This is a genomic window from Gemmobacter sp. LW-1, from assembly GCF_001303875.1.
Lineage (GTDB): Bacteria > Pseudomonadota > Alphaproteobacteria > Rhodobacterales > Rhodobacteraceae > Gemmobacter > Gemmobacter caeni.
Genome location: NZ_LJSC01000062.1, coordinates 28,603 through 53,886, shown reverse-complemented (window position 1 = coordinate 53,886; position 25,284 = coordinate 28,603). Strand labels below are relative to the sequence as shown.

Here is a 25,284-nt window from a genome sequence, read left to right as displayed (position 1 = left end):
GATAGCATGACCCTCTCCGCCCGGCTGAACGCGGGGCGGAGACTGCTCCGCCCCCTGACGATACAGGACGAGGCCGCCGTCGTGGCGGCGCTGTCGCGGATCGAGGTTGCCGGCTGGCTGACCTCGGTGCCGCATCCCTATGGCGTGGCTGACTTCCGCGACTGGCTGGCTACCGCGCCGCAGAACGCGGTCTGGGCCATTGAGGATGCGGGGGTCTTCGTCGGCCTGATCGCCCTGAAACCCGATGGCCCCGGCTACTGGATTGTGCCCGAGGCGCAGGGGCGGGGTCATGCCTCCGCCGCACTGGCCGCCGTTCTGGCGGCGCATTTCGCTGACCCGGAGGCGGGCGACCTGCCCGCGCGGTGTTTTGCAGATAATGCGACTTCGGCGCATGTACTTCAAAAGGCAGGGTTTCGTGAACGGGGTAGGGCGATGCAATTCGCCCGTGCGCGGGGTGCCGAGGTCGAACAGCGAGTGTTCATGCTGGACCGTGATACATGGGCCGCGCGCAATCCGCTGGTGATCGACACGCCGCATCTGCGGCTGGCGCCTCTGGAGGTGCCGCGCGACATTGCGCCGCTGGCCCGGATCGGCGGGCAGGCGGTGGTGGCGCGCAACACGGGCAGCCTCTTGTCTCCCTGGCCCGAGGATGTGGTGCGCGCCTGGGTCGAGGCGCTGCCGTGGCGCGGCTGTCCCGGCTTCAGGCTGGGTGTCTGGCGCAATGGGCGGCTGATTGGTGTCGTGCAGCTTCAGCGCAAGGCATCGGAGATCGGCCTGTTCCTGGACCCCGCCGAATGGGGCAAGGGCTATGCGCGCGAGGCGTTGCAGGCGCTGATCGCCAGTGCCTTTGCCCGTTTCGGCCTGCCGTCGCTGAGTGCCACCGTCTTCGCCGACAACGCAGCCTCGCTGCGGTTGTTGCGGGGGCTTGGCTTCGTTGAGACCGGCCGGGGCGAGGGGGAAAGCCCGGCACGCATCGGCCTGCATCCGACGGTTCTGCTGCGGCTGGACCGCGCGGCCGGAAACGGGCAGGATGCGGCACCATGACCGCACCCTTTGCCATCCGTGACGCCACGCCCGACGATGCCGCCGGTATCGCCGCCATCTACAATGATGCCGTGCGCAACACGACCGCCATTCTGATGGAGGGCGAGGTCGATGCCGCGAACCGCATCGCCTGGATGCAGATGCGCGGGCAGTTGGGCTATCCGGTGCTGGTGGCGGCCGAAGGCGCGGCGGTGCTGGGCTATGCCAGCTTCGGCGACTGGCGCCCGTTTGACGGGTTCCGGGCCACGGTGGAAAACTCGGTCTATGTCGCACCCGAGGCGCGCGGGCGCGGCGTGGCGCTGGCCTTGTTGCAGGTTCTGACAGATCGTGCCCGCGCCTGTGGCAAGCACGAGATGGTTGCCGCCATCACCTCGGAAAATACCGCCTCGCTGCACCTTCATGCCCGCGCCGGTTTCGTGGAAACCGGCCGTATGCCCGAGGTCGGGCAAAAATTCGGCCGCTGGCTGGACCTCGTGTTCATGCAGCGCCGTCTTGACGACCGCGCCGCACCTCCGCCAGCGCCCTGAAACGCAAGCCCTGCTTGCGCCCGCGCGGCTTCGCGGCTATCGCCAATCATCCAATCCCGAAGGGGCTCGCCCATGAAATTCCTCGATCTCTGCAAAGTCTATATCCGCTCGGGCGGCGGCGGATCGGGCTGCGTCTCGTTCCGGCGCGAGAAGTTCATCGAATTTGGTGGCCCGGATGGCGGCGACGGCGGCAATGGCGGCTCGGTCTGGGCCGAGGCAGTCGAGGGGCTGAACACGCTGATCGACTTCCGCTACCAGCAGCATTTCTTCGCCAAATCGGGCCAGCCCGGCATGGGCAACCAGAAAACCGGCAAGACCGGCGATGACATCGTGCTGAAAGTCCCGGTCGGAACCGAGATCATCGACGAGGACGAGGAGACCGTTCTGGCCGATCTGGTGGAGGTCGGACAGAAGGTGTTGCTGGCCAAGGGCGGCAACGGTGGCTTCGGCAACCTGCATTTCAAGACCTCGACCAACCGCGCGCCCGCTCGCGCCAATCCGGGTCAGGAAGGGGTGGAGCGCACGATCTGGCTGCGCCTGAAACTGATCGCCGATGCCGGGCTGGTGGGCCTGCCCAACGCGGGCAAGTCGACCTTCCTTGCCGCCGTGTCCAACGCCCGGCCGAAGATCGCGGATTACCCGTTCACCACGCTGGTGCCGAACCTGGGCGTGGTGGGGATCGACGGGCATGAATTCGTCATGGCCGATATTCCGGGGCTGATCGAGGGCGCGTCAGAGGGGCGGGGTCTGGGCGACCAGTTCCTTGCCCATGTCGAACGCTGTTCGGTCCTGCTGCATCTGGTGGATGGCACGTCGTCGACCATCACCAAGGATTACCGCACCATCGTGGGTGAGCTGGAAGCCTATGCCGAAGAGCTGGCGGACAAGCCGCGCATCCTTGCGATGAACAAGATTGACGCGCTGGACAAGAAAACCATCGGCACCCGCAAACGCGCGCTGGAGAAAGCCAGCGGCGGGCCGGTGCATCTGATTTCCGGCGCCACGGGCGAGGGCATCAAGGATGCACTGCGCGCGATCCATGCCGAGATCATGGAAGACCGCAAATCCCGCATGCCGGTGGAGGTGAAGCCGTGGCAGCCCTGATGCAGATCGCCGCGCCCGATGTGCGCGCGGCGCGGCGGCTGGTGATCAAGATTGGCTCGGCCCTGCTGGTGGACCGGCAGAAGGGGCTGCGGCAGGGCTGGCTTTCCGCGCTGGCGCTGGATGTGGCCGAAGCCAAGCTGCGCGGAACACAGGTGGTGCTGGTGTCCTCCGGCTCCATCGCGCTGGGGCGGATGATCCTTGGCCTGCCCGCCGGGGCGCTGACGCTGGAACAATCGCAGGCCGCCGCGGCGGTCGGGCAGATCCGGCTGGCGCGTGCCTATGAGGAAGTGCTGGCGCCGCATGGGATCACCACTGGGCAGGTTCTGGTCACGCTGGAAGATACCGAGGACCGCCGCCGTTATCTGAACAGCCGCGCCACGATGGAGACACTGCTGGGGCTGGGCGTCGTGCCCATCGTGAATGAAAATGACACGGTGGCGACGGACGAGATCCGCTTTGGCGACAACGACCGGCTGGCGGCGCAGATCGCGGTGACGGCGGGGGCGGATCAGCTGATCCTGCTGTCCGATGTCGACGGTTTCTATTCGGCGAATCCGAAGGAAGACCCGACGGCGCAGCGCTTCGATCTGGTGGAGACCATCACGCCGGAGATCGAGGCAATGGCGGGCGATCCGATTTCCGGCCTGTCGAAAGGCGGCATGAAGACCAAGCTGATGGCAGCCAAGACCGCCGTGGCGGGGGGCTGTGCCATGGCGATCATGGAAGGCTCGGTTCCGCGTCCGCTGAAGGCGCTGGCGGAGGGTGCAAACCGGACTTGGTTTGTGGCGCAGGCCGATCCGCAGGTCGCGCGCAAGCGCTGGATCAATGCGATGAAGGAAAAGGGCAGGGTCCGGGTCGATGCCGGGGCTGTCACCGCGCTCAGGTCGGGCAAGAGCCTGCTGCCGGCGGGGGTGACAGCGGTCGAGGGCGCGTTCGGCCGGGGCGAGCCGGTGGGGATCATCGGTCCCGACGGCGCGGCGCTGGGGCGCGGGCTGATCCGTTATACGTCGGACGAGGCGCGGGCGATTGCCGGGCACCGGTCAAGCGATATTGCCGGAATCCTCGGGTATGAGGGACGGGCGGCGCTGGTTCACCGCGACGATATGGTGATCTAGACGCGGAGGGAAACCGCCGGGGGCTTCACGCCCCGTCGCCAATCGGGCTTGAACCGATGGCGCCGATTGGCGACCCCCGTGGAGTATTTCTGCAAGAAGCAAAAGGGGCAGAGGATGGAAGACGCAGGCAAGCTGATGCAGGAGATCGGGGCGAAGGCCCGCGAAGCTGCGGCGGAGCTTGCCTTCGCGCCAGCCGAAGCCAAACGCGCTGCGCTGCTGGCTGCTGCCGATGCGGTGGCGGCGGGCGTGCCCGCGATCATCGCCGCCAATGCCGAGGATCTGGCCTATGGCGCCGAAAAGGGGCTGACGCCCGCCATGATGGACCGGCTGACGCTGGACGAGGGCCGGATCGGGGGCATCGTCGAGGGGCTGCGCGCCATTGCCGAACAGCCTGATCCTGTGGGGCGGGTTCTGGCGGAATGGGACCGGCCGACGGGCCTGCATATCCAGCGGGTGGCGACGCCTCTGGGCGTGGTCGGCGTGATCTATGAAAGCCGCCCCAATGTGACGGCGGATGCGGGTGCGCTGTGCCTGAAGGCCGGGAATGCGGTGATCCTGCGCGGCGGGTCCGAGAGCTTTCATTCCTCGCGGGCGATCCATGCCTGCATGGTGGAAGGGCTGCGTTCCGCCGGTCTGCCGGAAGCGGCGATTCAGCTGGTGCCGACGCGTGACCGGGCGATGGTCTCGGCCATGTTGCAGGCGGTCGATTTCATCGACGTGATCGTGCCGCGCGGCGGCAAGGGGCTGGTCGGTCTGGTGCAACGTGAGGCGCGGGTGCCGGTCTTTGCGCATCTGGAGGGCATCTGCCACATCTATGCGGATGGGGCCGCCGATCTGGAAAAGGCGCGGCGCGTGGTGCTGAACGCCAAGACCCGGCGCACGGGCATCTGCGGCGCTGCGGAATGTCTGCTGATCGACCGGGCGTTCTACGCCCGTCACGGCGCCGTGCTGATCGAGGATCTGGTGAAGGCCGGCGTCGAGGTCCGGACCGAGGGCGCGTTGCTGGCGGTGCCGGGTACGGTACAGGCGGCGCCCGAAGACTTCGGGCGCGAGTTTCTGGACATGATTATCGCGGCGAAGCTGGTCGATGGCGTGGACGGCGCGATTGCCCATATCCGCCGCTATGGATCGAGCCATACCGAAAGCATCCTGACCGAGGATGATGCGGTGGCGGCGCGGTTCTTCCAGCGGCTCGACAGTGCGATCCTGATGCGCAACGCCTCCACCCAGTTCGCGGATGGCGGCGAGTTCGGCATGGGGGCGGAAATCGGCATCGCCACCGGCAAGATGCATGCGCGCGGCCCGGTGGGGGCCGAGCAACTGACCAGCTTCAAATATCTGGTCACCGGGGATGGCACCTGCCGCGCCTGAGGGGCGCGGCAGAAGGTTTCAGCCGAGGATGAAGTCACCGGCGCGCAGGGAAAGCGCGCTGTTGAGCAGGATCACCAGATCCGCCGCGCCGTCGCCGTCGACATCACCCTGGATCTCGGTTTTGCCGCCGGAGGTTTCGTAGCGCAACTGGCCTGCCTTTTCGGTGAAATCCTTCTTGCCGATGAAGGCGAAGGACTGGTTGCCATTTGCGGCCGCATTGGCGTCGATGGCGCTGAGGTCGATCCGGTCGCCCTGCTTGCGGCTGAAATCGAGGATTGTATCGGCAAATTCCTCGGTGCTGTCGGCGACGCTGGTAAAGACGAAACGATCCGCCCCGGCATTGCCGCGCAGCATGTCGGCGCCTTCACCGCCGGTCAGCGTGTCACGCCCGCCGCCGCCGGTCAGCGCGTTGTCCTCGCCATCACCGGTCAGGCGGTCGGCGCCGCGCCCGCCGGTCACATCCTCGATGTCGCGCAGAAGGAAGGTGCCCTGCGCCGAGGTTGCGTTGCCGCTGGAAAGGTCGACCGTCAGCGATTTGGTGAAGGCCGAGAAATCGACAAGATCGCGGTCCTCGTCCTCGGGGGTGGAGATATTGCCACCGCCTCCGACCACGACAAGGGCGGTCGGATCGGCCTGCTGTTTCACCACCAGCACATCGGCATCGCGGCCCAGAGCCACGAAAGAGGCGCCGCCGCTGCCCAGCACCACCTTGTCCATGCCGCGCCCGGTGTTGATCGCGTCGACATAGTTCACCCCGGTGGTGATCTGGTCATTGCCGCGCCCGCTGTAGAGGGTTTCGATCTCTCCGGTGGCAGTGATCGTGTCGTTGCCGCTGCCCGCGCGAACCGAGCTGGCGCCGCCCGCGCCGATGCTGGCGAAATTGTCCCCCTCGCCGAGGTCGATATACATCACCCCGGCGTTTCCGGTGGTCACGCGGTCATTGCCCTCGCCGGTGGCGATGAAGCCGATCCAGTTCTTGCCGGTCGTGATCGTATCGTTGCCGTTGCCGGTGGTCAGAAGCTGCACGTCGCTGCGGGCCAGCTTCACCACATTGTCGCCCGCGCCGTCCAGGCGGATGGTGGCAATGAAGCGGCCGCTGCCCTTTGCGGAATCGGTGAGCGTCACTCCCAGATCGCCGCCGGCCTGAATGAGATTGGTGCCCCAGTTGTTTCCGGTCAGCGAGATCTTGACCGTGGCAAGGCCGCTGTCATCCGGTTTCCAAAGCTCGAGCGCCTTCAGATGTCTGTCGGACCACACATATTCATCAAACCCGATGCTGAAATCGGTCGAGCCGTTCAGGGTCAGGCTCAGGTTACCATCAAGCGTTGCCATGTCTCTCTCCCTCGCGCTTACAACAGGCATTATTCATGCCCGCCCTGCGGAAGAAAGAAAAAAGGGTTTTCAGAAGCTCAGCCGGATTTCCCCGTCCCGCGTCTCGACCCCGAGAGTGCGGCCAAGCCGGGTCAGTTCGTCCGGCACGAGGGCAAACTGCACCTGCGCGGCGGTGATCTGGTGCCGGGCGCCGGGGTTGGAAAGCACCTCCCACAGATCGGGGTCGATCCGCAGCTTCGGGCCCAGCCCGAGGATATGCCAGCCCCGGTCGTCGCGCTCGATCCGGATGCGGCCACCATGCACCATGGCGGTTTCCAGGCACATGATCAGCAGGAAGGCCAGCTTGACTTCGCGGCGGGGCATGTCCTGCGGTCCCGTCCAGTCAAAGCTCAGCCGGCTGCCGCGCGCCAGATCGGCCAGCAGCGCCTTCACCTCGGGCCGTCCAAGCCGCTGATCCCCGGTGCAGGCCCCGAAGGCGATGCGGAAGAAACGGATGCGCGCATTGGCATGGCCCACGCTTTCGGCAATCAGCGCGATTTCCGGCCCCGGCGTGCCGCCATCCAGCATGAGAAGCTCGACCCCGTTGCCGATCGCGCCGATCGGGCTGATAAGATCATGGCAGATTCGGGAGCCCATAAGGGCACTGAGGTCGGGGCGGTCCGGCATGGATGTTCCTGACAGAGGACGGAGGGCAGGGAACGGAAATGCAACTGGGACTGAATGCACTGCTGGAGCCCGGCATGCTGGTACGCCACCCGCAGGAACCCGACTGGGGTCTGGGACAGGTCCAGTCGAATGTCGGAGCCCGGATCACCGTGAACTTTGAACACCGCGGCAAAGTTGTAATAGACGGGAGCCGCGTCACCCTAGAGCGTGTATTCGATTGATATAGCTTTATATCTCGAAACACCCCGGCGCAACTGGTGATTGAGCCGCAGAGGCGGGCCGCTTGCATTGCGCGGCCCCAGCGCCTAAAGCCGGTTCGGGCCGGAACGGACGAGGGAGCGCCGGATGAAGACCGACGAAAGCCTGTTCGAGGTGCGGCTTGCGGCCGATGCGCGCGACCTGCGCGCGGCGCAGCGCCTGCGCTATGAGGTGTTTGTCGGGGAAATGGGCAGCGACGGGCCGATGGTCGATCACGCGGCGCGACTGGAATGCGACGATTACGACGATCTGTGCGATCACCTTCTGCTGATCGACCGCAGCCGCAATCCCGAACGGCTGGAAGATGTGGTGGGCGTCTATCGGCTGTTGCCGGGCGCGCGTCTGCCCGAGGGCCGGGATTTCTACTCGGAGCAGGAATTTGACCTTGGCCCCTTGCTGGGCGGGGGGCGGCGCCTGCTGGAACTGGGCCGTTCCTGCGTGCATCCCGATTATCGGGGCGGGCCTGCGATGATGCTGATGTGGAACAAGCTGGCCGAATATGTGCTGGACCGCGACATCGACCTGATGTTCGGCACGGCGAGCTTTCCGGGCACCGATCCCGCCAGTGTGGCCGAGCCGCTGGCCTACCTTTACCGCCACCACCTTGCACCCGAGGGGCTGCGCCCGGTGGCGCGTGCCCCGCACCGGCTGGAGATGGACGCTCTGCCGCCCGAGGCGGTGGACCGCCGCCGCGCCATGCAGGCGACACCGCCGCTGATCAAGGCCTATCTGCGGCTGGGGGGCTTTGTCGGGGATGGGGCCTGGATTGACCATGAATTCAACACCATAGACGTGTTGCTGGTGATGGACACTACGCAGATGTCGGCACGGCACCGCGACTATTACACCCGCCGCCGTGGAGACGAAGCATGAGCTCCTGGCACGAGGCGCGGCTGGAACCCGGCCGCATCGGACCGCTGGGCTGGGGGCTCGTCGGGCTGCGGGGGCTGGCACTCGGGGCAGTGACCTATGGCTGTCTGGCGATCTTCCTGCTGGTGCGGCTGGTCGAAAAACCGCTGTTCGGCCTGCACCGCCCGATCACGCCCTGGATCACCCAGTTCGTCTGCCGCGCAGGTCTTGCCATCATGGGGTTCGGCTATAGCGTGACCGGTCGGCCGATGCAGGGGCAGGGCGCCATCGTGGCCAATCATGTCGGCTGGCTGGACATCTTCACCCTGAACGCCGCCGACCGGGTGTATTTCGTATCGAAGGACGATGTGGCGAACTGGCCCGGCATCGGCATCCTGGCACGCGCCACCGGCACCATGTTCATCAACCGCCGCCCTGCCGAGGCCAGGACCCAGCAAGAGATGATGGAGACGCGGCTGCGGGCCGGTCATCGGCTCCTGTTCTTCCCCGAGGGCACCTCGACTGATGCGATCCGGGTCTTGCCGTTCAAGACCCCGCTGTTTCAGGCGTTTTTCACTCATGGCATGGACCGGGTGCTGCATATCCAGCCAGTGACGGTGGTCTATCATGCCCCCGTGGGCCGCGACCCGCGCTATTATGGCTGGTGGGGCGACATGGATTTTGCGGGCCATCTGATCAAGGTTCTGGCCACCCCCCGGCAGGGCCGTGTCGAGGTGATCTTTCACCCGTCAGTCCCCGTCGATGCCTTCGCAGATCGCAAGCAACTGGCGGCCTATTGCGAAAGGGTGATCCGCACCGCGCATCCGCTTGCGCAGACCGCGGAAATTCACGCGGAATGACGTCGGAGCGACGCGGATCGGCTATTGATCAAATCGCGGTGCTGCCCCATGTTCCGCGAGATCACGGAGGGCAGGCGATGGACGACACAGGGCAGGACCGGGGCGAGGCGCGGAAAATTCCGACGCATGAGCTTACCTATCTGCGGCTGCGCGACATGGTGCTTTATGGCGTGCTGCTGCCGGGACAGCCGGTTACCATCCAGGGTCTGATCCGCGATCTGGATGCGGGCATGACCCCGGTGCGCGAGGCGATCCGCCGACTGACCGCCGAAGGGGCGCTGGCGCTTCAGGACAACCGCCGCGTGACCGTGCCAAGGATGACGCCAGATCTGTTTGGCCAGCTGGTCCATGCCCGTCTGGCAATCGAACCGAAGCTTGCGGAACTGGCCGCCCCCCGGCTGACGCCCGAACGCATTGCCCGGCTGGAGGCGATCGACGCGCTGATCGAGCCGGCGATCCGGGCGGGCGACGTGCAGGAATACCTGCGCCAGAACCACGCCTTCCACTTCACGCTGTACGAAGCAGCCGGGGCAATCGTGCTGGAAGACATCGCCCGCTCGCTCTGGCTTCGGTTCGGGCCGTCGCTGCGGGCCGTTCTGGGGCGCTATATCGAGAATGGTCTGCCGGACCGTCATGCCGATGCCCTGGCTGCAATGAAGGCGGGCGATCCGCAGGCGCTGGCCGAGGCGATCCGCCTCGACCTGACGCAGGGGGTGGAACAGGTGCGCGACGCGCTGGCGGAAACCGCCTGAGGCTCAGGCCGCCTGCGCCGCTCCGGCGCGCAGCAGCATGCCGAACAGGTCGCGCGGATCATCCGGGTCGGCGATCATATCAAGGTTCTGATACAGGCCCGAGGTGCGCAGCCGCGAATGGACGTAGCGCAGCGCGCTGAAATCCTCGATGGCGAAGCCCACGCTGTCAAACAGCGTGATCTGCCGCGCATCGGTGCGTCCCGCCGCCTGACCGGCGATGACCTGCCAAAGCTCCGTCACCGGATGATCGGCCTCAAGCTGCTGGATCTCGCCCTCGATACGGGTTTGGGGCGGGTATTCGACGAAGATGCCCGACCGCAGCAGGATGTCGCGGTGGAGTTCCGTCTTGCCGGGGCAATCGCCGCCGACCGCGTTGATATGCACGCCGCTGCCAACCATATTGTCGGTCAGGATGGTGGCATATTGCTTGTCGGCGGTGCAGGTGGTCACGATCTCCGCGCCTTCCATGGCCTGTTCTGCACTGGTGCAGGATACGACGGTCAGCCCGCGCCCCGCCAGATTGCGGGCGCATTTCACGGTCGCAGCCGGGTCGATGTCGTAAAGCCGGATCTCCTCGATGCCGCAGACCGCCTTGAAGGCCAGCGCCTGAAACTCCGCCTGCGCGCCATTGCCGATCATCGCCATCACCCGCGCGCCCTTCGGCGCCAGCCATTTCGCTGCCATGGCGCTGGTCGCCGCCGTGCGCAGCGCCGTCAGCAGGGTCATTTCACTGAGCATCAGCGGATAGCCCGTTGCCACATCCGCCAAAAGACCAAATGCTGTAACGGTTTGCAGGCCTTTCTTCATGTTCGACGGATGGCCGTTCACATATTTGAACCCATAGGTCTCACCATCCGAGGTCGGCATCAGCTCGATCACGCCCACCTCGGAATGGCTGGCCACGCGCGGGGTCTTGTCGAACAGCGGCCAGCGCAGGAAATCGGCCTCGATCTCGGCTGCAAGCTCGGCCATCATGCGTTCAACCCCGATGTGAAGAACCAGCTTCATCATGTTGTCAACACTGACAAAAGGCACAAGAGCATTGCGGGAGGGGGCGGTCATGGCATCTCTCTCAGGTAAAGCTGCGGGTCGGACGGTCGAACACCTTGCGGCCCATCAGCGAGCCGACCAGATCGACCATCAGCTTCGCGGTGCGGCCCCGGTCGTCGAGGAAAGGGTTCAGTTCCACAAGGTCGAGCGAGGTCACCAGCCCGGATTCGTGCAGAAGTTCCATCACCAGATGCGCTTCGCGGAAAGTGGTGCCGCCCGGAACAGTGGTGCCCACCGCAGGCGCGATGGAGGGGTCGAGGAAATCGACATCCAGGCTTACATGCAGCATCCCGCCCGCCTCGCGCACCTTGGCCAGGAAGCTGCGCAGCGGTGCGACGATGCCATGTTCATCCAGCACCCGCATGTCATTGATCGCGATATCATGTTCCAGCAGCGCCGCATGTTCTGCCGGATCGACCGAGCGGATGCCGTAAAGACAGATGCGGTCTGCCGGAATCGGGGCCGGGAAGGGCGGGAAAGCGTCGAACCCGTCGCGCCCGGCGATATAGGCGACCGGCGTGCCATGCAGATTGCCGCTGGTCGTGGTCATCGGCGTGTGGAAATCCGAATGCGCATCCAGCCACAGCAGGAACAGCGGCCGCCCGGCCCGGCGTGCATGGGCCGCCGCCCCGGATACTGACCCCAGCGCCAGCGAATGATCGCCCCCCAGAATCACCGGCATCGCGCCTTCGGACAGCGCGTCATCCACACGGTCCGCCAGAACCTCGGTCCAGCCCAGCGTCTCGGGCAGCTGATCCACCGCCGGGTTGGCGCAAACCGCCTCCTGCAGATCTGGCAGGGCGACGTCGCCCCAGTCCTCGACCCCATGGCCCAGATCGCGGATGGCGCCGGCAATCCCCGCCACGCGATAGGCCGCCGGGCCCATCAGACAACCGGGGCGGCGCTGGCCGGAATCGACGGGCGCGCCGATCAGAATGGTCCGTGTCATGGCAAATCTCCTGTTCCGACAAACATGTTTTCACTTTGCGGCAGCATCCAGCGGCATTATGAGCATTATGCGCGAAGAATTCAGCGGGATGAAAAGGAAAACCGTCGAAATGGACGAAATCGACCAAAGGCTGATCGCCGAGTTGCGCCGGGATGGCCGGGCGGCCCTGTCCGAACTTGCTGATCGCCTTGGTCTCAGCCGTGCCACGGTGCGCGCCCGGATGGAGCGGCTGACCGCACGGGGCGAGATTGCTGGGTTTACCGTGCTCACCCGCGCCGATGTCACCGCTGCCCCGGTGCGCGGGCTTATGATGATCGGGATCGAGGGGCGCGGCGGCGAAAAGATCATGGCGCGCCTCGCTGGCCTGCCTGCCGTCATGGCGGTGCATTCGACCAACGGAAAATGGGATCTGATCGTGGAACTTTCGACCCAGACGCTGCTGGAACTCGATGAGGTGATCCACCGCATCCGCAATATCGAAGGCGTCACCACATCCGAGACCAACCTTCTCCTCTCCACCCGCAAGGCGGGCCGACGCTGATCATTTTCTGTCCATAAATATCCCGGGGGAATCGCGCGGCACGCGCGATGGGGGCTGGCCCCCAAATCTTTTCAACGAAAAGATTTACAAATTTCTTCAAAGAAATTTGGGCGCGCCGGTTGCGACGCTTGGGCGCAGCCCCATGGCGGCGCGCGGCGTCTTGTCCTATGATCCCGCCTGCAAGGGAGACGCGCATGATTTCAGAGCTTGGGCATTTCGCGCTGGTGCTGGCACTGGCGGTGGCCGTGGTACAGGCGGTGGTGCCGCTGATCGGGGCGCAGAAGCGCTGGTCGGGGTGGATGGCAGTGGCCGATCCGGCGGCGGTCGTGCAGTTTGTGCTGATCGCGGTGGCCTTCGGGGCACTGACCTGGGCTTTCGTGACCTCGGATTTCTCGCTGCGTCTTGTGGTGCTGAACAGCCATACCGACAAGCCGATGCTCTATAAGGTCTCGGGCGTCTGGGGCAACCATGAGGGGTCTCTGCTGCTCTGGGTGCTGATCCTTGCCGCCTATGGCAGCGCGGCGGCGCTGTTCGGCGGCAACCTTCCCGCGACGCTGAAGGCGCGGGTTCTTTCGGTGCAGGGGATGATCGGGGTGGCTTTCCTGGCGTTCCTTCTGTTCACCTCCAATCCCTTCCTGCGTCTGGCCGAACCGCCACTGAACGGTGACGACCTGAACCCGCTGCTGCAAGACCCCGGTCTCGCCTTCCATCCGCCCTTCCTCTACCTCGGCTATGTCGGGCTCAGCATGGCGTTCAGCTTTGCCGTCGCGGCGCTGATCGAGGGGCGGGTTGATGCCGCCTGGGCGCGCTGGGTCCGGCCTTGGACGCTGGCGGCCTGGATCTTCCTGACCATCGGCATCGCGCTGGGGTCGTGGTGGGCCTATTACGAGCTTGGCTGGGGCGGATTCTGGTTCTGGGACCCGGTCGAAAACGCCAGCTTCATGCCCTGGCTGTTTGCCGCGGCCCTGCTGCATTCCGCCATCGTTGTGGAAAAACGCGAAAGCCTGAAGGCATGGACGATCCTGCTGTCCATCCTCGCCTTCGGATTCTCGCTGATCGGCACTTTCATCGTGCGCTCGGGTGTCATCACCTCGGTCCATGCCTTTGCCAATGACCCAGAACGTGGCGTGTTCATCCTCATGATCCTTGGTGTCTTCATGGGTGGCGCGCTGACGCTGTTCGCCGCCCGTGCCGGCGCGATGGAGGCGAAGGGCATCTTCGCCATGGTCAGCCGCGAAAGCGCGCTGGTGGTGAACAACCTGCTGCTGGCGGTCGCGGCCTTCGTGGTCTTCGTCGGCACGATCTGGCCCTTGGTGGCCGAGATGCTGTGGGACCGCAAGCTGAGCGTCGGCGCCCCGTTCTTTGACGCCGCCTTCTCGCCCTTCATGATCGGTCTGGCGGTACTTTTGCCCATTGGCGCGATGCTGCCGTGGAAACGGGCCGAGGTCGGGCGCGTGTTCCGGCAACTGATTCCCGCGCTGATCCTGGCAGTGGCCTGTGGCTTGCTGGCCTGGGCACTGGAGACGGGGCGTTCGGCGGTGGGGCCGGTGGCGGCGGCGCTTGGCGCCTGGCTGGTGTTCGGCGCGCTGACCGACCTTTGGGCGCGCACCGGGCGCGGTGCGGTTGGCGGCCGTCTGCAACGGCTTGGCCGTCTGCCGCGCGCCGACTGGGGCCGCGTGACCGCCCATGCCGGGCTGGGCGTCACGATGATTGCGGTCGGCGCGATGAACGCCTGGGCGACCGAGATCATCAAGGTCGTGCAGGTGGGCGAAAGCTTCCCGCTGCATGGCTATGAGGTGACGCTGAACAAGGTCGAGCAGGTCGAGGGTCCGAACTACCTGTCCACCATGGCCGAGATGGTGGTGCGCCGCGAGGGGCGCGAAGTTGCGGTGCTTTATCCCGAAAAGCGCGTCTATCCGGTGCAGGCCATGCCCACCACCGAAGCGGCGCTGGATTACGGCTTCTTCCGCGACATCTATCTGGTGATCGGGGATCCGCAGAATAACGGCGGCTGGGCGATCCGGGGCTACTGGAAACCACTGGCGAACTGGCTGTGGATTGGCGCCGCACTGATGGCGCTCGGGGGGCTTCTGTCCCTTTCGGACCGCCGCTACCGCGTGGCGGCGGGGGCAGCCCGGCGTGCGGCTGCCCCGGTCGCGGCGGAGTAACGCGATGCGCCTGATCCTTGCCCTGTGCCTGTCGCTTCTGGCCTTCCCCGCGCTGGCGGTCCAGCCGGACGAGGTGCTGCCCGATCCTGCGCTGGAGGCGCGCGCGCGCGCCATTTCGCAACTGCTGCGCTGCCCGGTTTGTCAGGGCGAGAATATCGACGATTCAAACGCCGACATCAGCCGCGATCTGCGCCTTCTGGTGCGGGAACGGCTGGTGGCTGGCGACAGCGACGACGCGGTGATCGACTTCGTGGTGGAACGCTATGGCGAGTTCGTGCTGTTCGAACCGCGCGCCACCGGCTCGAACCTTGTTCTCTGGCTGGCCGGTCCGGGGATGCTGCTGCTGGGCGGGATCGCCGCCTTTGCCTTCCTGCGCCGCCGCTCGAAACAGCCGACCGAAGCGCTGAGCGCCGAGGAAGAGGCCCGGCTGAAAGAGATTCTGAAAGAGTGACGCGCCGTTCCGCTTTCCCCCCGGTGCCCGGCGGCTAATCTGCCGGGGCAAAGGAAAGGGAGGCAGAATTGGACCCGATCATTCTGGAGGAACAGGGCGGCATCGCCACGATCACACTGAACCGGCCGCAGGTGATGAATGCCCTGTCGTCGGAGCTGCGCAAGCAGATGCTGGCCGCAATCCGGCAGGCCGAATCCAGCGCCCGCGTCATCGTTTTCTCCGGCGCCGGAAGGGCTTTCTGCTCCGGTCAGGATCTGGCGGATGCACAGGGTATGGGCACCGACGTCCCGTTCGAGAAAATCCTGAACGAGGAATATGTGCCGCTCCTCAATGCGATCTATGATTGCCCGGTGCCGACCATCGCCGCTGTCAATGGCGCGGCGGCCGGGGCGGGCGCCAATCTGGCGTTGGCGGCGGATGTGGTGATCGCGGCGGAAAGCGCGAGCTTCGTGCAGGCCTTCACCCGGATCGGCCTGATCCCCGATGCGGGCGGCACCTGGTGGCTGCCGCGCCAGATCGGCGCCGCGCGCGCCATGGGCAGCTGCCTCTTCGCCGATAAGGTCACGGCGCGACAGGCAGAATCCTGGGGCATGATCTATGAATGTGTGGCGGATGACGCCTTTACCGCCCGTGTTGCCGAACGCGCGACCCATCTGGCCAACGGCCCGACCGCGGCCTATCGCGCGCTGAAACAGGCGCTGCGCGGGTCGCTGTCGAATGACCTGCAAGCGCAACTGGCGCTGGAGGCCCGGCTGCAGGAGGCGGCAGGCAAGACCACCGATTTCCGCGAAGGGGTGGCCGCCTTCCTTGAAAAGCGGCCGCCGCGCTTTACCGGGGCATGAAGCAAGGGCTGCCCCGGCAAGGGGCAGCCACCAGTCGATCAGGCGCCGCGCGACAGCGCCGCAACGCCGGTCCGCGCCACTTCCCGCAGACCCAGAGGCCGCATCAGCTCGGCGAAAGCGTCGATCTTCTCCGGCGTGCCGGTCATCTCGAACACAAAGCTTTCCAGCGTCGAATCAACCACATTGGCGCGGAAGATCTCGGCCAGACGCAGCGCCTCGATCCGTGCATCCCCTTTTCCGGCAACCTTCAGCAGCGCCAGCTCGCGTTGCACCGCCGGCCCCTCGACCGTCAGATCGTTCACCGCATGCACCGGCACCAGACGGCCCAGCTGCGCCTTGATCTGCTCGATCACCTGCGGCGTGCCGCGCGTGACGATGGTGATGCGGCTGCGGTGGCCGGTATGATCCACCTCCGCCACGGTCAGGCTGTCGATGTTGTAGCCACGGCCCGAAAACAACCCGATGACGCGGGCCAGAACCCCGCTTTCGTTATCGACAAGCACGGCCAGCGTATGGCTTTCGATCACCTCGGCATAAGGATCGCGGAGGTCGTAGGCGGAATGGCTCGACGAGCCCTTGGTGATATTGAGCGCCGACATGGGGGCTCCCTTTCATTTTCTGTCTGAAAATATGCTCGGGGGGAAGGGGCGCGCTTGCGCGCCCCTGTCGGGGGGCAGACAGCCCCCCGTGCAAGGGTCACACCAGCACCGCGCCGCCAGCCTTGATCACGCCCTGCGTCTCGGCCTCGCCCAGCAGCATCTCGTTATGCGGCTTGCCCGAGGGGATCATCGGGAAGCAGTTCTCGTGCTTCTCGACCAGACAGTCGAAGATCACCGGCCCGTCGTAGCGGATCATTTCCATGATCGCATCGTCCAGATCCTTCGGGTCGCTGCACTTGATGCCCTTGCAGCCGAAGGCCTCGGCCAGTTTCACGAAATCGGGCAGGCTTTCCGACCAGGAATGGCTGTAACGCTCGCCATGCAGCAATTCCTGCCACTGACGCACCATGCCCAGCCGTTCGTTGTTCAGGATGAACTGTTTGACCGGCGCGCGGAACTGCATCGCAGTGCCCATTTCCTGCATGTTCATCAGCCAGGACGCCTCACCCGCCACGTTGATGACCAGCGCCTCGGGGTGGGCCACCTGCACGCCGATCGAGGCGGGCAGGCCGTAACCCATCGTCCCCAGGCCGCCCGAAGTCATCCAGCGGTTCGGTGCGTCGAAGCCCAGGAACTGTGCCGCCCACATCTGGTGCTGGCCGACCTCGGTGGTGATGTAGCGATCCATCCCCTTGGTCAGCGCCTCCAGCCGTTGCAGCGCATATTGCGGCTTGATTGTCTTTTCGCTGTTCTTGTAGTCGAGGCAGTCCACGGCTTTCCATTCCGTGATCTGTGCCCACCACTTCGCCAGACCTTCCTTGTTCACCTTGCGCCCGCGCGATTTCCATATCCGCAGCATATCCTCCAGCACATGGCCCACGTCACCGACGATGGGCAGATCGACGCGGATCACCTTGTTGATTGACGAGGGGTCGATGTCGATATGCGCCTTCACCGAATGCGGGCTGAAATCGGCGACGCGGCCGGTGATCCGGTCATCGAAGCGGGCGCCGATGTTGATCATCAGGTCGCAGCCGTGCATCGCCAGATTGGCCTCGTAAAGCCCGTGCATCCCCAGCATGCCCAGCCAGTTCCTGCCGCTGGCCGGATAGGCCCCCAGACCCATCAGGGTCGAGGTGATGGGGAAGCCCGTCGCATCCACCAGTTCGCGCAAGAGCTGGCTCGCGGCGGTGCCCGAGTTGATGACGCCGCCGCCGGTGTAGAACACCGGGCGCTCGGCCTTCTCAAGCAGTTCGACCAGTTTCGTGATGGCCTCGATGTCGCCCTTCACGCGCGGCTGGTAATGCGAGGTCTTGATCTTCTCGCGCGCCACATATTCGGCCTGGGCGAATTGCACATCCTTCGGAATGTCCACCAGCACCGGGCCGGGACGGCCCGAGGTTGCCACATGGAAGGCGGTATGAATGGTTTCCGCCAGTTTTGCGGTATCCTTCACCAGCCAGTTCATCTTGGTGCAGGGGCGGGTGATGCCCACGGTATCGGCCTCTTGGAAGCCATCGGTGCCGATCATGAAGGTCGGCACCTGACCCGACAGCACCACCAGCGGGATCGAATCCAGCAGCGCATCGGTCAGCCCGGTCACCGCATTGGTGGCACCGGGGCCGGACGTCACCAGCACCACCCCCGGTTTCCCGGTGGAGCGGGCATAGCCTTCGGCCATGTGCACCGCGCCCTGTTCATGACGGACGAGAATGTGCCGGATGTCGTTTTGCAGGAAGAGTTCGTCATAGATCGGAAGCACGGCGCCGCCGGGGTAGCCGAATACGACCTCGACCCCCTGATCCTTCAGCGCCTTCACGATCATCTTTGCGCCCGTCATGGCGCTCGCATTCGCCTGAGTCATGTTCTCTTCCTTCTTGCCGCTTGCACCGCGGCTGGCACGTTCTTGCCGCGATACCGCGGCGGGCACTTCTTGCCGCAATATCGCGGCGGGCACGGGTATGAAAAAGCCCCCGGAGTTTCCTCGGGGGGCGCATGGGGAACCGAGATGGTCTGCCGTTACCGGCCCATGCGCCCAATCCCTACGATGACGAGAAGCGACATCATGTCGTGTCCCCAGTGGCTTGATTCAGTGCAGCGGACCTTATGAGCGGCGGCGGGGGGCGTCAATGGCAAAAATCCATGAAAAATGTCGCGGTGACGCAGAAAGTTGAACTTTTATTGCGTTTGTTGGCGATCAATAGAAATAACTGCAAAATGCATGGGTCAGGGAAGATGCGAGTCGCCGCGTCATGCAACCTTCGCAAGGCTGTAACCCCCGTGTCACCTCCGACTGGCAGTCAGCCGGAAGGGCCCCCGAAGGTGACGGAGGGGCGCCGATCCAGCCTTTCAGGAGCCAGTGATGACCGACCGCTTTTCCTTCGACGACTTCGACGAGGCCCGCAGCCCGCGTGCCGAAACCACCGATTTCGACCGTATCGTGGCGAGTGGCCTGTCGCGTCGCGGCTTCCTGACCGGGCTCGTGGCCTTCGGCTCGGGTGCCAGCGTCATGGGCAGCCTGCTGCGCGGCACGGCGGCAGTGGCCGCGACCGCCCGTTTCGCCTTCACGCCGATCCCGGTCGCCACCGATGGCACCGTACATGTGCCGGAAGGCTATGAATGGAAGCCGGTGGCGCGCTGGGGCGATGCGCTGTTTTCCGATGCACCGGCCTATGACGCGGCGAAGGGCGTGCCCTCGCAGGGGGCCGACCGGGTGTTTGGCGAAAACACCGACGGGATGGAGCTGTTCAGTATCGGCGGCCATCAGGTCATCGCGGTGAACCATGAATATGTGAACCCCGAGATCAACCTGCCGGCGGAGCAGGAGGAAAAGGTCAAGTCCGAGGCCGATGTGCGCCTGCTGCAAAACCTGCAAGGCGTGACGGTGATGGAAGTCGCGGAAGGGCCGGATGGCTGGGCCATTGTGCCCGACAGCCCGTTCAACCGCCGCATCACCCATCTGACGCCGATGCGCCTGTCCGGCCCGGCGGCGGGGCACGAGCTGCTGCGCACCCCGGCTGATCCCGCTGGCACCGAGGTTCTGGGCACGCTGAACAACTGCGGCGCAGGCAAGACGCCCTGGGGCACCTATCTGACCTGCGAGGAAAACTTCAACGGGTACTTCGGTGCGACCGATGTCGGGGCAAAGCTGCCCGAAGCCTTCGCCCGGTACGGGATCGAGGCGGAATCGGTCTATGGTTACGAACAGTTCGATCCGCGTTTCGATCTGGCGAAGAACGTGAATGAACCCAATCGCTTCGGCTATGTGGTCGAGATCGACCCGGCCGATGCCACCTCGAAGCCGGTGAAGCATACCGCGCTCGGCCGCTTCAAACATGAAAACGCCGCCTGCACCCTGGCGCGCGACGGGCGCGTGGTGGTCTATCTGGGCGATGATGAACGTGGCGAGTTTCTGTACAAATTCGTCTCGACCGGCGTTTACGCCCCCGGCGCGCCGACCGATGCGCTGCTGGATGAAGGCCAGCTTTACGTCGCCAAATTCGCTGAGGACGGCACCGGCAAGTGGCTTGCCCTGACGCCCGAGGCGACCGGCATGACGGCGGCGGAAATCTGCATTCACACCCGTCAGGCCGGGTCGAAGGTTGGCGCCACCACCATGGACCGCCCGGAATGGGTGGCGGTGAACCCCCGCGCGATCGAGGCCTATTGCGCCCTGACCAACAACAAGAACCGGGGTGTGAAGCCCAATGCCGGTGGCGACGAAACCCCGGTGGGCGGTCCGAACCCGCGTGCCGAAAACCACTATGGCCAGATCGTGCGCTGGTATCCGGCGGACGAGGATCACGCGGCCGACAGCTTCCGCTGGGATCTGTTCGTGATGGCGGGCAACCCCGGCGTGCACAAGGATGCCTATGCCGGATCGTCCAACATCAACGCGGGCAACATGTTCAACTCGCCCGATGGCATGATGTTCGATCAGACCGGGATGCTGTGGATCCAGACCGATGGCGAAGACAGCAACGAGGGCGATTTCGCCGGGCAGGGCAACAACCAGATGCTGGTCGGTGACCCGGCCTCGGGCCGGATCGAGCGGTTCCTGACCGGCCCCAAAGGCTCGGAGGTGACGGGCATGACCTTCTCGTCGGATCGCCGCACGGTCTTTGTGGGCATCCAGCATCCGGGTGGCGATTTCCCTGATATGACGGGTGGCCTGCCGCGCTCGACCCTTATCGCCATCCGCCGCACCGATGGCGCGACGCTGGCCTGAGCGTTAACGCATGATACGAGAGGGGCCGTCGCAAGCGGCCCCTTTTGCTGTGACTGGCAGAGCGTTGTGCCGGATGACCTGTGGGTAAGCGTTCCGTGTCAGCCGTGCAGGGCAGGCGGCCCGAGCGTTACCGCGCCCGGCGCGCCATGCCGAGAGAGCGGGGCGCCGTCTCCACAAAGCCGAACTTTTCGTAAAGCTTATTTGCCGGAACGTCGGCGATGAGGCTGACATAGGCTGATGCGGGAAGCCGGGTTGTGACAAACTCCATCAACTCCCCCATGATCGTCTTGCCCAGCCCCTGTCCCTGATCCGACGGGGTCACGGCAATATCCACGATCTGGAAAAAGCACCCGCCGTCCCCGATCAGCCTGCCCATGCCTGCGACGCGGTCGCCATGCTCAAGCACCACGGCAAAGACTGTACCGGCGAGGCCTTTCGTGGCGGCCTCTTCGGAAAACGGGCTCAGGCCCGCCTCTGCGCGAAGCTGCATATATTCGCCGACAGTGGGTGTCCGCCTGACAACCTTGTAGGTGTTTCCGGCCATGTTCGGCTTCCTTTCGGGATCGGTTTGCACTTGCAGAAACAGCACCCTAGTGAGTTTGGCTGTCGACTGCAAAGGTCGCGGGCCCTCTTTTGGGTGTCCGGCAGAGGTTCCATTCAATCCTGCCAGCCTGAGGTCTCCGACCCGCCCCCGAACCTCCGGCTGCTATAGCGCCCGCGGTCAACCTTTGCTAATGCCTCTCGAAAGATCATCTGGATACGAAAGACTTTTCCAAGGGGGATAAACATATGACAATCAGGAACTTTTATCTCCTGATGGCGATTGTCGGGACCGGGGTGCCATGGTTATTCTTCGGCTCTTTTTTCGCGCAGCACGGGCTCGCGCTTCCGCTCTTTATTCAGTCGCTGTTCGCAAACGGGCCCGCTGCGGGCTTCTCGGCAGATGTGCTCATTTCGATTCTGATATTCTGGGTATGGTCCTGGTCTGACGCAGCGAAGCACAAGGTCGAGCGGTGGTGGCTGGTTCTGCCCGCAAGTTTCTTCGTGGGTCTTTCGCTGGCGCTCCCGCTCTACCTGTATCTGAGAGAGCGGGACTGACGAGGGCGACCATCAGTCCCGCGCTCCAGTTCATTATGGGGGGCCGATCCCCCCGAGTATTCCATCCCGCGAAGCGCTGGCCTCGTGCGCTCCGTTCAGATGGCCTCAATGCCGTTGCAGCAGATCCCAGCGGTTGCCGAAAGGATCGCGCCAGACCGCGACGGTGCCATAGGGTTCGTGGCGCGGGGCTTCCTCGAAGATGGCGCCTGCGGCCAGAAGGGCGGCGTGGTCGCGGGCGAAATCGCCGGTTTCCAGAAACAGCCAGACCCGACCCGCGCCCTGCCTGCCGATGGCGGCGCGCTGTTCCTCCGTGTCGGCGCGGGCCAGCACCAATACCGGGCCACCGCCGGGCGGCGCGACGGTGATCCAGCGTTTGCGGCCCTGATCGACATCCTCGATCAGCCGGAAGCCGAGCCTCTGGACATAAAACGCCAGCCCCGCCGCGTAATCCGGCACGATCAGCGCCAGCGCGGCGATGCGCGCATCCGAAAGCGGTGCGGTCATTCGTGATGGGGGCGGGCTTCGGGCAGGGCGATGCGCGCCACCTGTTCGGCGATCGGGTCGACGGACAGCGGGTGCAGTTCCGCCGTGTGATCCTCGGGGCTGCCGATGTCCTGCCACTGGCCAGCCTTGTAAAGCTCCAGCGCGGCGAAATTCGCCTTGTAACCCATCTTGCGGCTGCCCGGCACCCAGTAGCCCAGATAGACATAAGGCAGCCCGGCCTCGCGCGCGATCTCGATATGGTCAAGGATCAGATAGGTGCCCAGGCTCTGCGCCGTCAGGTCAGGGTCATAGAAGCTGTAGACCATGCTCAGCCCGTCATCGAACACATCGGTCAGACAGACAGCTGCCAGCGGCCGGGCGCGGCTGCCATCCCCGGCGGGGCGGGTATATTCGATGACACGCGACCGGATCGGGGTTTCCTCGATCATCGCGGCAAATTCGAAGATGTCCATGTCGGCCATGCCGCCATCGGCGTGGCGATGATCCAGATAGCGACGGAACAGCGCGAACTGATCTTCGGTCGCCCAGGGGCTTGTGGCGTTGCGGCGCAAATGGGCGTTGCGGCGGAGGATCTTGCGCTGCGTGCGGTTCGGTTCGAAATCCGCGACGCGGATGCGGGCCGACAGACAGGCAGAGCATTCGGCACAGGAGGGCCGGTACAGCACGTTCTGGCTGCGCCGGAACCCCTGCTTGGACAGCGCATCATTCAGCCGCTGCGCATGTTCGCCCTGAAGGGCTGTGAACAGCTTGCGTTCCATCCGCCCGTCCAGGTAGGGGCAGGCTTGTGGGGCCGTCACATAGAACTGCGGCGCGATGGGGACCGTGTGGCGCATCTTGGCGGGCGGGCCTGTCCGGTTGCGGGATGGGAAAGGGCTTTGTCGCGCGAAGCCTAGCAAGCCCGCGCCCGCTCGCCAAGACCGGATTGCGACAGGATGAAAAGCCGGGCAGTGGCCCGGCTTTCGTCAGGGTTCAGCGCGGACGGTTGATCGCCACCGTGCCCAGAACGTGATCGCTGAGCCCCTGGCCGCGGGAGGAGGTCGCCATCAGAAAGACCGACAGCACCTGAACCAGCAGCGTACCGATGGACAGCGTGTAACCCAGCGTGTGCAGGAAGGCATGGGCGAAATCGAATTTCTCGCCATTGCGGGTCAGGAAGGTGATGTTCATCAGCCGCATGCCGGGCGTGGCCGAAGCCGATGCCAGCGTCAGCACCCGATAGGCAAAGCTGACACAAAGATACAGCAGCGGCAGGAAGAACAGCGCCGTGAAGGCGGTGAAGGGCACGATCATCGCAGTGATGATCGCGGTCAGGATCACGTCCACCACCCAGGCAAGGCCCCGCTTCATCGTCACGCCTTCATAGAATTCGGCGTGGCGTTCGGGGTCGGGCAGGAAGTGGTCTTCGCTGTTGGCATACATCGGCGGCGGTCCTTGGTTCGGGGAAGGGCGGGGGCCGAAGCCCCCGTCCTGGGGATCAATACGCGCCGGGGGCTGCCGGTTCCTCGGCTTTGGGTTCGGCGGCACGGCGGGCGCGTTCATCCATGAAGCTGTCGAATTCCTGCTTGTCCTTGGCTTCGCGCAGGCGTTGCAGGAAGCTTTCGAAAGCCTCTTGCTCGGTTTCCAGCCGCTTCAGCGTTTCGGCCTTGTAGGCGTCGAAGGCGGTATTGCCCGAGCTGCGGAAGGCGGCATGGTCATGGTGATGGCGGCGGTGACGGCAGAACATGGTGTCATCCTTTCGGTCGGAGTAGCTGGAGGATCTGAACTTGCCGGCGAAGATCATGTAGGCCAGCAGCGCGAGGCCCACGGGCCAGACGAAGATGAAGCCCAGCACCATGGCGGCGATCCAGGCGAGCTTGCCGCGCTGGTCCAGCCAGCCTTCGGCGCGGCGGAAGATGTTGGTGGGGCCGCTCGGCACGGCGGTGGAGGTGGCGTAGGACATGGCGGTCTCCCGGTTGCGTTGGATGTGAATTGCTTTCACATGATCCGAGATGCGCATGGGACGCCCCCGCTTCAAGGGCTGATGTGAAAGATTTTCACATTTTTATCTGACGCTGAGGAAGCCGGGTTGCCAAGTGCTTAATGGGGCAGGCTTTTCGACATCAGATTGATGACCGCGACCCCGGCGATGATCAGTCCGAGTCCGGTCAGGGCCCAGAAATCGAGGCTCTGGCGCAGGAAAATCACCGAAACGGCGGCGATCAGCACGATGCCCATGCCACTCCAGATCGCATAGACGATGCCGACGGGCAGAACGCGCACCGCCAGTGACAGGCAATAGAACGACACGCCATAGCACAGCGCCATGATGATGGTCGGCAGGGGCCGGGTGAATTGCTGTGTCGCGTTCAGAAGCGAGGTGCCGATGACCTCCAGCGCGATGGCGAAGCCAAGGATGGCATAGGTGGCGGGCAGGGTCATGGCGCGTCCTTCCGGGTGCGGGCAAGAAGATGGGCAAACAGCGCGTCCGGCCCCGGCGGCACGGGGACCGATCCGAAGACGCGCGACATCCAGTAGCCGTCGGCCGCCAGCCGCGCCGCCACCAGCGCGGTATCGCTGTCCGTGTCGGCATGAGCCGCCATCTGCGCGGCAATCCAGTCGCGCCACAGCCCGGCCAGTGCCGTATCGGCAAGGCTGCGCAGCGAGGGCGCGGCCCAGGGGCTGTGCGGGCTGGCGGGATGGAAGATGCAGTGCAGATAGGCGCGGGTCAGAACGCCGTGCCCCCCTGCATCCTTGGCCAGCGCCGCCTGAAACTCGGCGTCGATCCGGGCAAGGATTTCTGCCGCTACCGCCTCGACCAGCCCCTGACGATTGCCAAAGTGGTGAAAGAGAGCGCCTTTCGTCACGGCGGCTTCAGCCGAAACCGCAGGCAGGGCCAGCGCCGCCAGCCCCTCGGCCAGCGCCAGCCGCACGCCTGCGTCCAGCAGGGCCTGCCGGGTGGCCTCGGGCGTTTTAGGGCGGCGATGGGCGTCTGACACG

Annotated in this window: 28 protein-coding genes; 15 read left to right on the top strand and 13 right to left on the bottom strand. The window is 65.0% G+C overall.

The features are described from left to right. Window positions 1-6: 6 nt before the first annotated feature. The 5 genes from AO684_RS19850 (at window position 7) to AO684_RS19830 (ending at window position 5,161) form a co-directional block, all read left to right on the top strand. Window positions 7-1,044 carry a GNAT family N-acetyltransferase gene (locus tag AO684_RS19850; protein ID WP_054304471.1) on the top strand — a complete coding sequence of 346 codons (1,038 nt, stop codon included), beginning with the start codon at window positions 7-9 and terminating at the stop codon, window positions 1,042-1,044. Then, window positions 1,041-1,571 (top strand): GNAT family N-acetyltransferase, encoded by a 531-nt coding sequence (locus AO684_RS19845; protein ID WP_054304470.1) that lies wholly within the window; start codon window positions 1,041-1,043, stop codon window positions 1,569-1,571. Before AO684_RS19850 ends, AO684_RS19845 begins: the two co-directional genes overlap by 4 nt. A gap of 72 nt (window positions 1,572-1,643) precedes the next feature. Then, complete coding sequence (gene obgE / locus AO684_RS19840) at window positions 1,644-2,675, top strand: GTPase ObgE (RefSeq protein WP_054304469.1); 1,032 nt, start codon at window positions 1,644-1,646, stop codon at window positions 2,673-2,675. Then, window positions 2,675-3,790: a glutamate 5-kinase gene (gene proB / locus AO684_RS19835; RefSeq protein WP_054304500.1), complete on the top strand. Its 1,116-nt coding sequence runs from the start codon at window positions 2,675-2,677 to the stop codon at window positions 3,788-3,790. Before obgE ends, proB begins: the two co-directional genes overlap by 1 nt. A 114-nt stretch (window positions 3,791-3,904) precedes the next feature. Continuing rightward, entirely contained in the window at window positions 3,905-5,161 is a 1,257-nt protein-coding gene (locus AO684_RS19830) for a glutamate-5-semialdehyde dehydrogenase (protein WP_054304468.1), read from the top strand. Between the two features lie 18 nt (window positions 5,162-5,179). Here the strand turns inward: AO684_RS19830 and AO684_RS19825 are convergent, their stop codons facing one another. Together AO684_RS19825 and AO684_RS19820 are read right to left on the bottom strand one after the other, a co-directional pair. Further along, window positions 5,180-6,493, bottom strand: a complete 1,314-nt coding sequence (locus AO684_RS19825; protein ID WP_054304467.1) for a calcium-binding protein — start codon at window positions 6,491-6,493, stop codon at window positions 5,180-5,182. 69 nt (window positions 6,494-6,562) lie between these two features. Continuing rightward, a complete protein-coding gene (locus AO684_RS19820) occupies window positions 6,563-7,159 on the bottom strand; it encodes a histidine phosphotransferase family protein (protein WP_054304466.1) in 597 nt (198 codons plus the stop codon). Between the two features lie 38 nt (window positions 7,160-7,197). Here AO684_RS19820 and AO684_RS19815 point away from each other — a divergent pair, with 38 nt between their 5' ends. From AO684_RS19815 to AO684_RS19800, 4 genes are all read left to right on the top strand, one after another. Further along, a complete protein-coding gene (locus tag AO684_RS19815) occupies window positions 7,198-7,380 on the top strand; it encodes a DUF3553 domain-containing protein (RefSeq protein ID WP_189379896.1) in 183 nt (60 codons plus the stop codon). Between the two features lie 124 nt (window positions 7,381-7,504). After that, the gene (locus AO684_RS19810) at window positions 7,505-8,290 is read left to right on the top strand and encodes a GNAT family N-acetyltransferase (protein WP_054304464.1); all 786 of its coding nucleotides are present in this window, start codon (window positions 7,505-7,507) and stop codon (window positions 8,288-8,290) included. After that, complete coding sequence (locus AO684_RS19805; protein WP_054304463.1) at window positions 8,287-9,126, top strand: 1-acyl-sn-glycerol-3-phosphate acyltransferase; 840 nt, start codon at window positions 8,287-8,289, stop codon at window positions 9,124-9,126. The genes AO684_RS19810 and AO684_RS19805 overlap by 4 nt, the downstream gene beginning before the upstream one ends. A gap of 77 nt (window positions 9,127-9,203) precedes the next feature. Then, window positions 9,204-9,878 (top strand): GntR family transcriptional regulator, encoded by a 675-nt coding sequence (locus AO684_RS19800; protein ID WP_054304462.1) that lies wholly within the window; start codon window positions 9,204-9,206, stop codon window positions 9,876-9,878. A gap of 3 nt (window positions 9,879-9,881) precedes the next feature. Here AO684_RS19800 and AO684_RS19795 read toward each other — a convergent pair whose 3' ends face one another. Both AO684_RS19795 and rocF read right to left on the bottom strand, forming a co-directional pair. Beyond that, window positions 9,882-10,940: an ornithine cyclodeaminase gene (locus AO684_RS19795; RefSeq protein ID WP_054304461.1), complete on the bottom strand. Its 1,059-nt coding sequence runs from the start codon at window positions 10,938-10,940 to the stop codon at window positions 9,882-9,884. A 10-nt stretch (window positions 10,941-10,950) separates the two neighbouring features. Then, the gene (gene rocF, locus AO684_RS19790) at window positions 10,951-11,877 is read right to left on the bottom strand and encodes an arginase (protein ID WP_054304460.1); all 927 of its coding nucleotides are present in this window, start codon (window positions 11,875-11,877) and stop codon (window positions 10,951-10,953) included. Window positions 11,878-11,986: 109 nt separating this feature from the next. Between rocF and AO684_RS19785 the strand changes: the two genes are divergently transcribed. From AO684_RS19785 to AO684_RS19770, 4 genes are all read left to right on the top strand, one after another. After that, complete coding sequence (locus AO684_RS19785; protein WP_054304499.1) at window positions 11,987-12,418, top strand: Lrp/AsnC family transcriptional regulator; 432 nt, start codon at window positions 11,987-11,989, stop codon at window positions 12,416-12,418. Between the two features lie 194 nt (window positions 12,419-12,612). Continuing rightward, on the top strand, window positions 12,613-14,586 hold the full coding sequence (locus tag AO684_RS19780; RefSeq protein WP_054304459.1) for a heme lyase CcmF/NrfE family subunit: 1,974 nt from the start codon (window positions 12,613-12,615) through the stop codon (window positions 14,584-14,586). A 4-nt stretch (window positions 14,587-14,590) separates the two neighbouring features. After that, window positions 14,591-15,037 carry a cytochrome c-type biogenesis protein gene (locus tag AO684_RS19775; protein ID WP_054304458.1) on the top strand — a complete coding sequence of 149 codons (447 nt, stop codon included), beginning with the start codon at window positions 14,591-14,593 and terminating at the stop codon, window positions 15,035-15,037. 68 nt (window positions 15,038-15,105) lie between these two features. Then, on the top strand, window positions 15,106-15,879 hold the full coding sequence (locus AO684_RS19770; RefSeq protein WP_054304457.1) for an enoyl-CoA hydratase-related protein: 774 nt from the start codon (window positions 15,106-15,108) through the stop codon (window positions 15,877-15,879). A gap of 38 nt (window positions 15,880-15,917) precedes the next feature. On the opposite strand, the gene ilvN is transcribed toward AO684_RS19770, so the two are convergent. Together ilvN and AO684_RS19760 are read right to left on the bottom strand one after the other, a co-directional pair. Beyond that, window positions 15,918-16,478 carry an acetolactate synthase small subunit gene (ilvN, locus tag AO684_RS19765; RefSeq protein WP_054304456.1) on the bottom strand — a complete coding sequence of 187 codons (561 nt, stop codon included), beginning with the start codon at window positions 16,476-16,478 and terminating at the stop codon, window positions 15,918-15,920. Between the two features lie 97 nt (window positions 16,479-16,575). After that, a complete protein-coding gene (locus AO684_RS19760) occupies window positions 16,576-18,342 on the bottom strand; it encodes an acetolactate synthase 3 large subunit (RefSeq protein WP_054304498.1) in 1,767 nt (588 codons plus the stop codon). A 498-nt stretch (window positions 18,343-18,840) separates the two neighbouring features. On the opposite strand from AO684_RS19760, the gene AO684_RS19755 reads away from it, so the two are divergent. Further along, a complete protein-coding gene (locus AO684_RS19755; RefSeq protein WP_054304455.1) occupies window positions 18,841-20,706 on the top strand; it encodes a PhoX family phosphatase in 1,866 nt (621 codons plus the stop codon). Between the two features lie 127 nt (window positions 20,707-20,833). On the opposite strand, the gene AO684_RS19750 is transcribed toward AO684_RS19755, so the two are convergent. Beyond that, window positions 20,834-21,250, bottom strand: coding sequence for a GNAT family N-acetyltransferase (locus tag AO684_RS19750; protein WP_054304454.1), 417 nt, complete (start codon window positions 21,248-21,250; stop codon window positions 20,834-20,836). A gap of 245 nt (window positions 21,251-21,495) precedes the next feature. Here AO684_RS19750 and AO684_RS19745 point away from each other — a divergent pair, with 245 nt between their 5' ends. Next, window positions 21,496-21,804 carry a DUF2834 domain-containing protein gene (locus tag AO684_RS19745; RefSeq protein ID WP_054304453.1) on the top strand — a complete coding sequence of 103 codons (309 nt, stop codon included), beginning with the start codon at window positions 21,496-21,498 and terminating at the stop codon, window positions 21,802-21,804. Window positions 21,805-21,909: 105 nt separating this feature from the next. Here AO684_RS19745 and AO684_RS19740 read toward each other — a convergent pair whose 3' ends face one another. The 6 genes from AO684_RS19740 to AO684_RS19715 form a co-directional block, all read right to left on the bottom strand. Next, a complete protein-coding gene (locus AO684_RS19740; protein WP_054304452.1) occupies window positions 21,910-22,308 on the bottom strand; it encodes a VOC family protein in 399 nt (132 codons plus the stop codon). Continuing rightward, window positions 22,305-23,141 carry an arginyltransferase gene (locus tag AO684_RS19735; protein ID WP_054304451.1) on the bottom strand — a complete coding sequence of 279 codons (837 nt, stop codon included), beginning with the start codon at window positions 23,139-23,141 and terminating at the stop codon, window positions 22,305-22,307. Before AO684_RS19735 ends, AO684_RS19740 begins: the two co-directional genes overlap by 4 nt. Window positions 23,142-23,277: 136 nt before the next feature. Next, entirely contained in the window at window positions 23,278-23,727 is a 450-nt protein-coding gene (locus AO684_RS19730) for an RDD family protein (RefSeq protein ID WP_054304450.1), read from the bottom strand. 55 nt (window positions 23,728-23,782) lie between these two features. Further along, a complete protein-coding gene (locus AO684_RS19725) occupies window positions 23,783-24,247 on the bottom strand; it encodes a DUF2852 domain-containing protein (RefSeq protein WP_054304497.1) in 465 nt (154 codons plus the stop codon). Window positions 24,248-24,384: 137 nt separating this feature from the next. Then, window positions 24,385-24,726 (bottom strand): multidrug efflux SMR transporter, encoded by a 342-nt coding sequence (locus tag AO684_RS19720; RefSeq protein WP_054304449.1) that lies wholly within the window; start codon window positions 24,724-24,726, stop codon window positions 24,385-24,387. Beyond that, entirely contained in the window at window positions 24,723-25,283 is a 561-nt protein-coding gene (locus AO684_RS19715; protein ID WP_054304448.1) for a TetR/AcrR family transcriptional regulator, read from the bottom strand. Before AO684_RS19715 ends, AO684_RS19720 begins: the two co-directional genes overlap by 4 nt. Between the last annotated feature and the right edge of the window lies 1 nt (window position 25,284).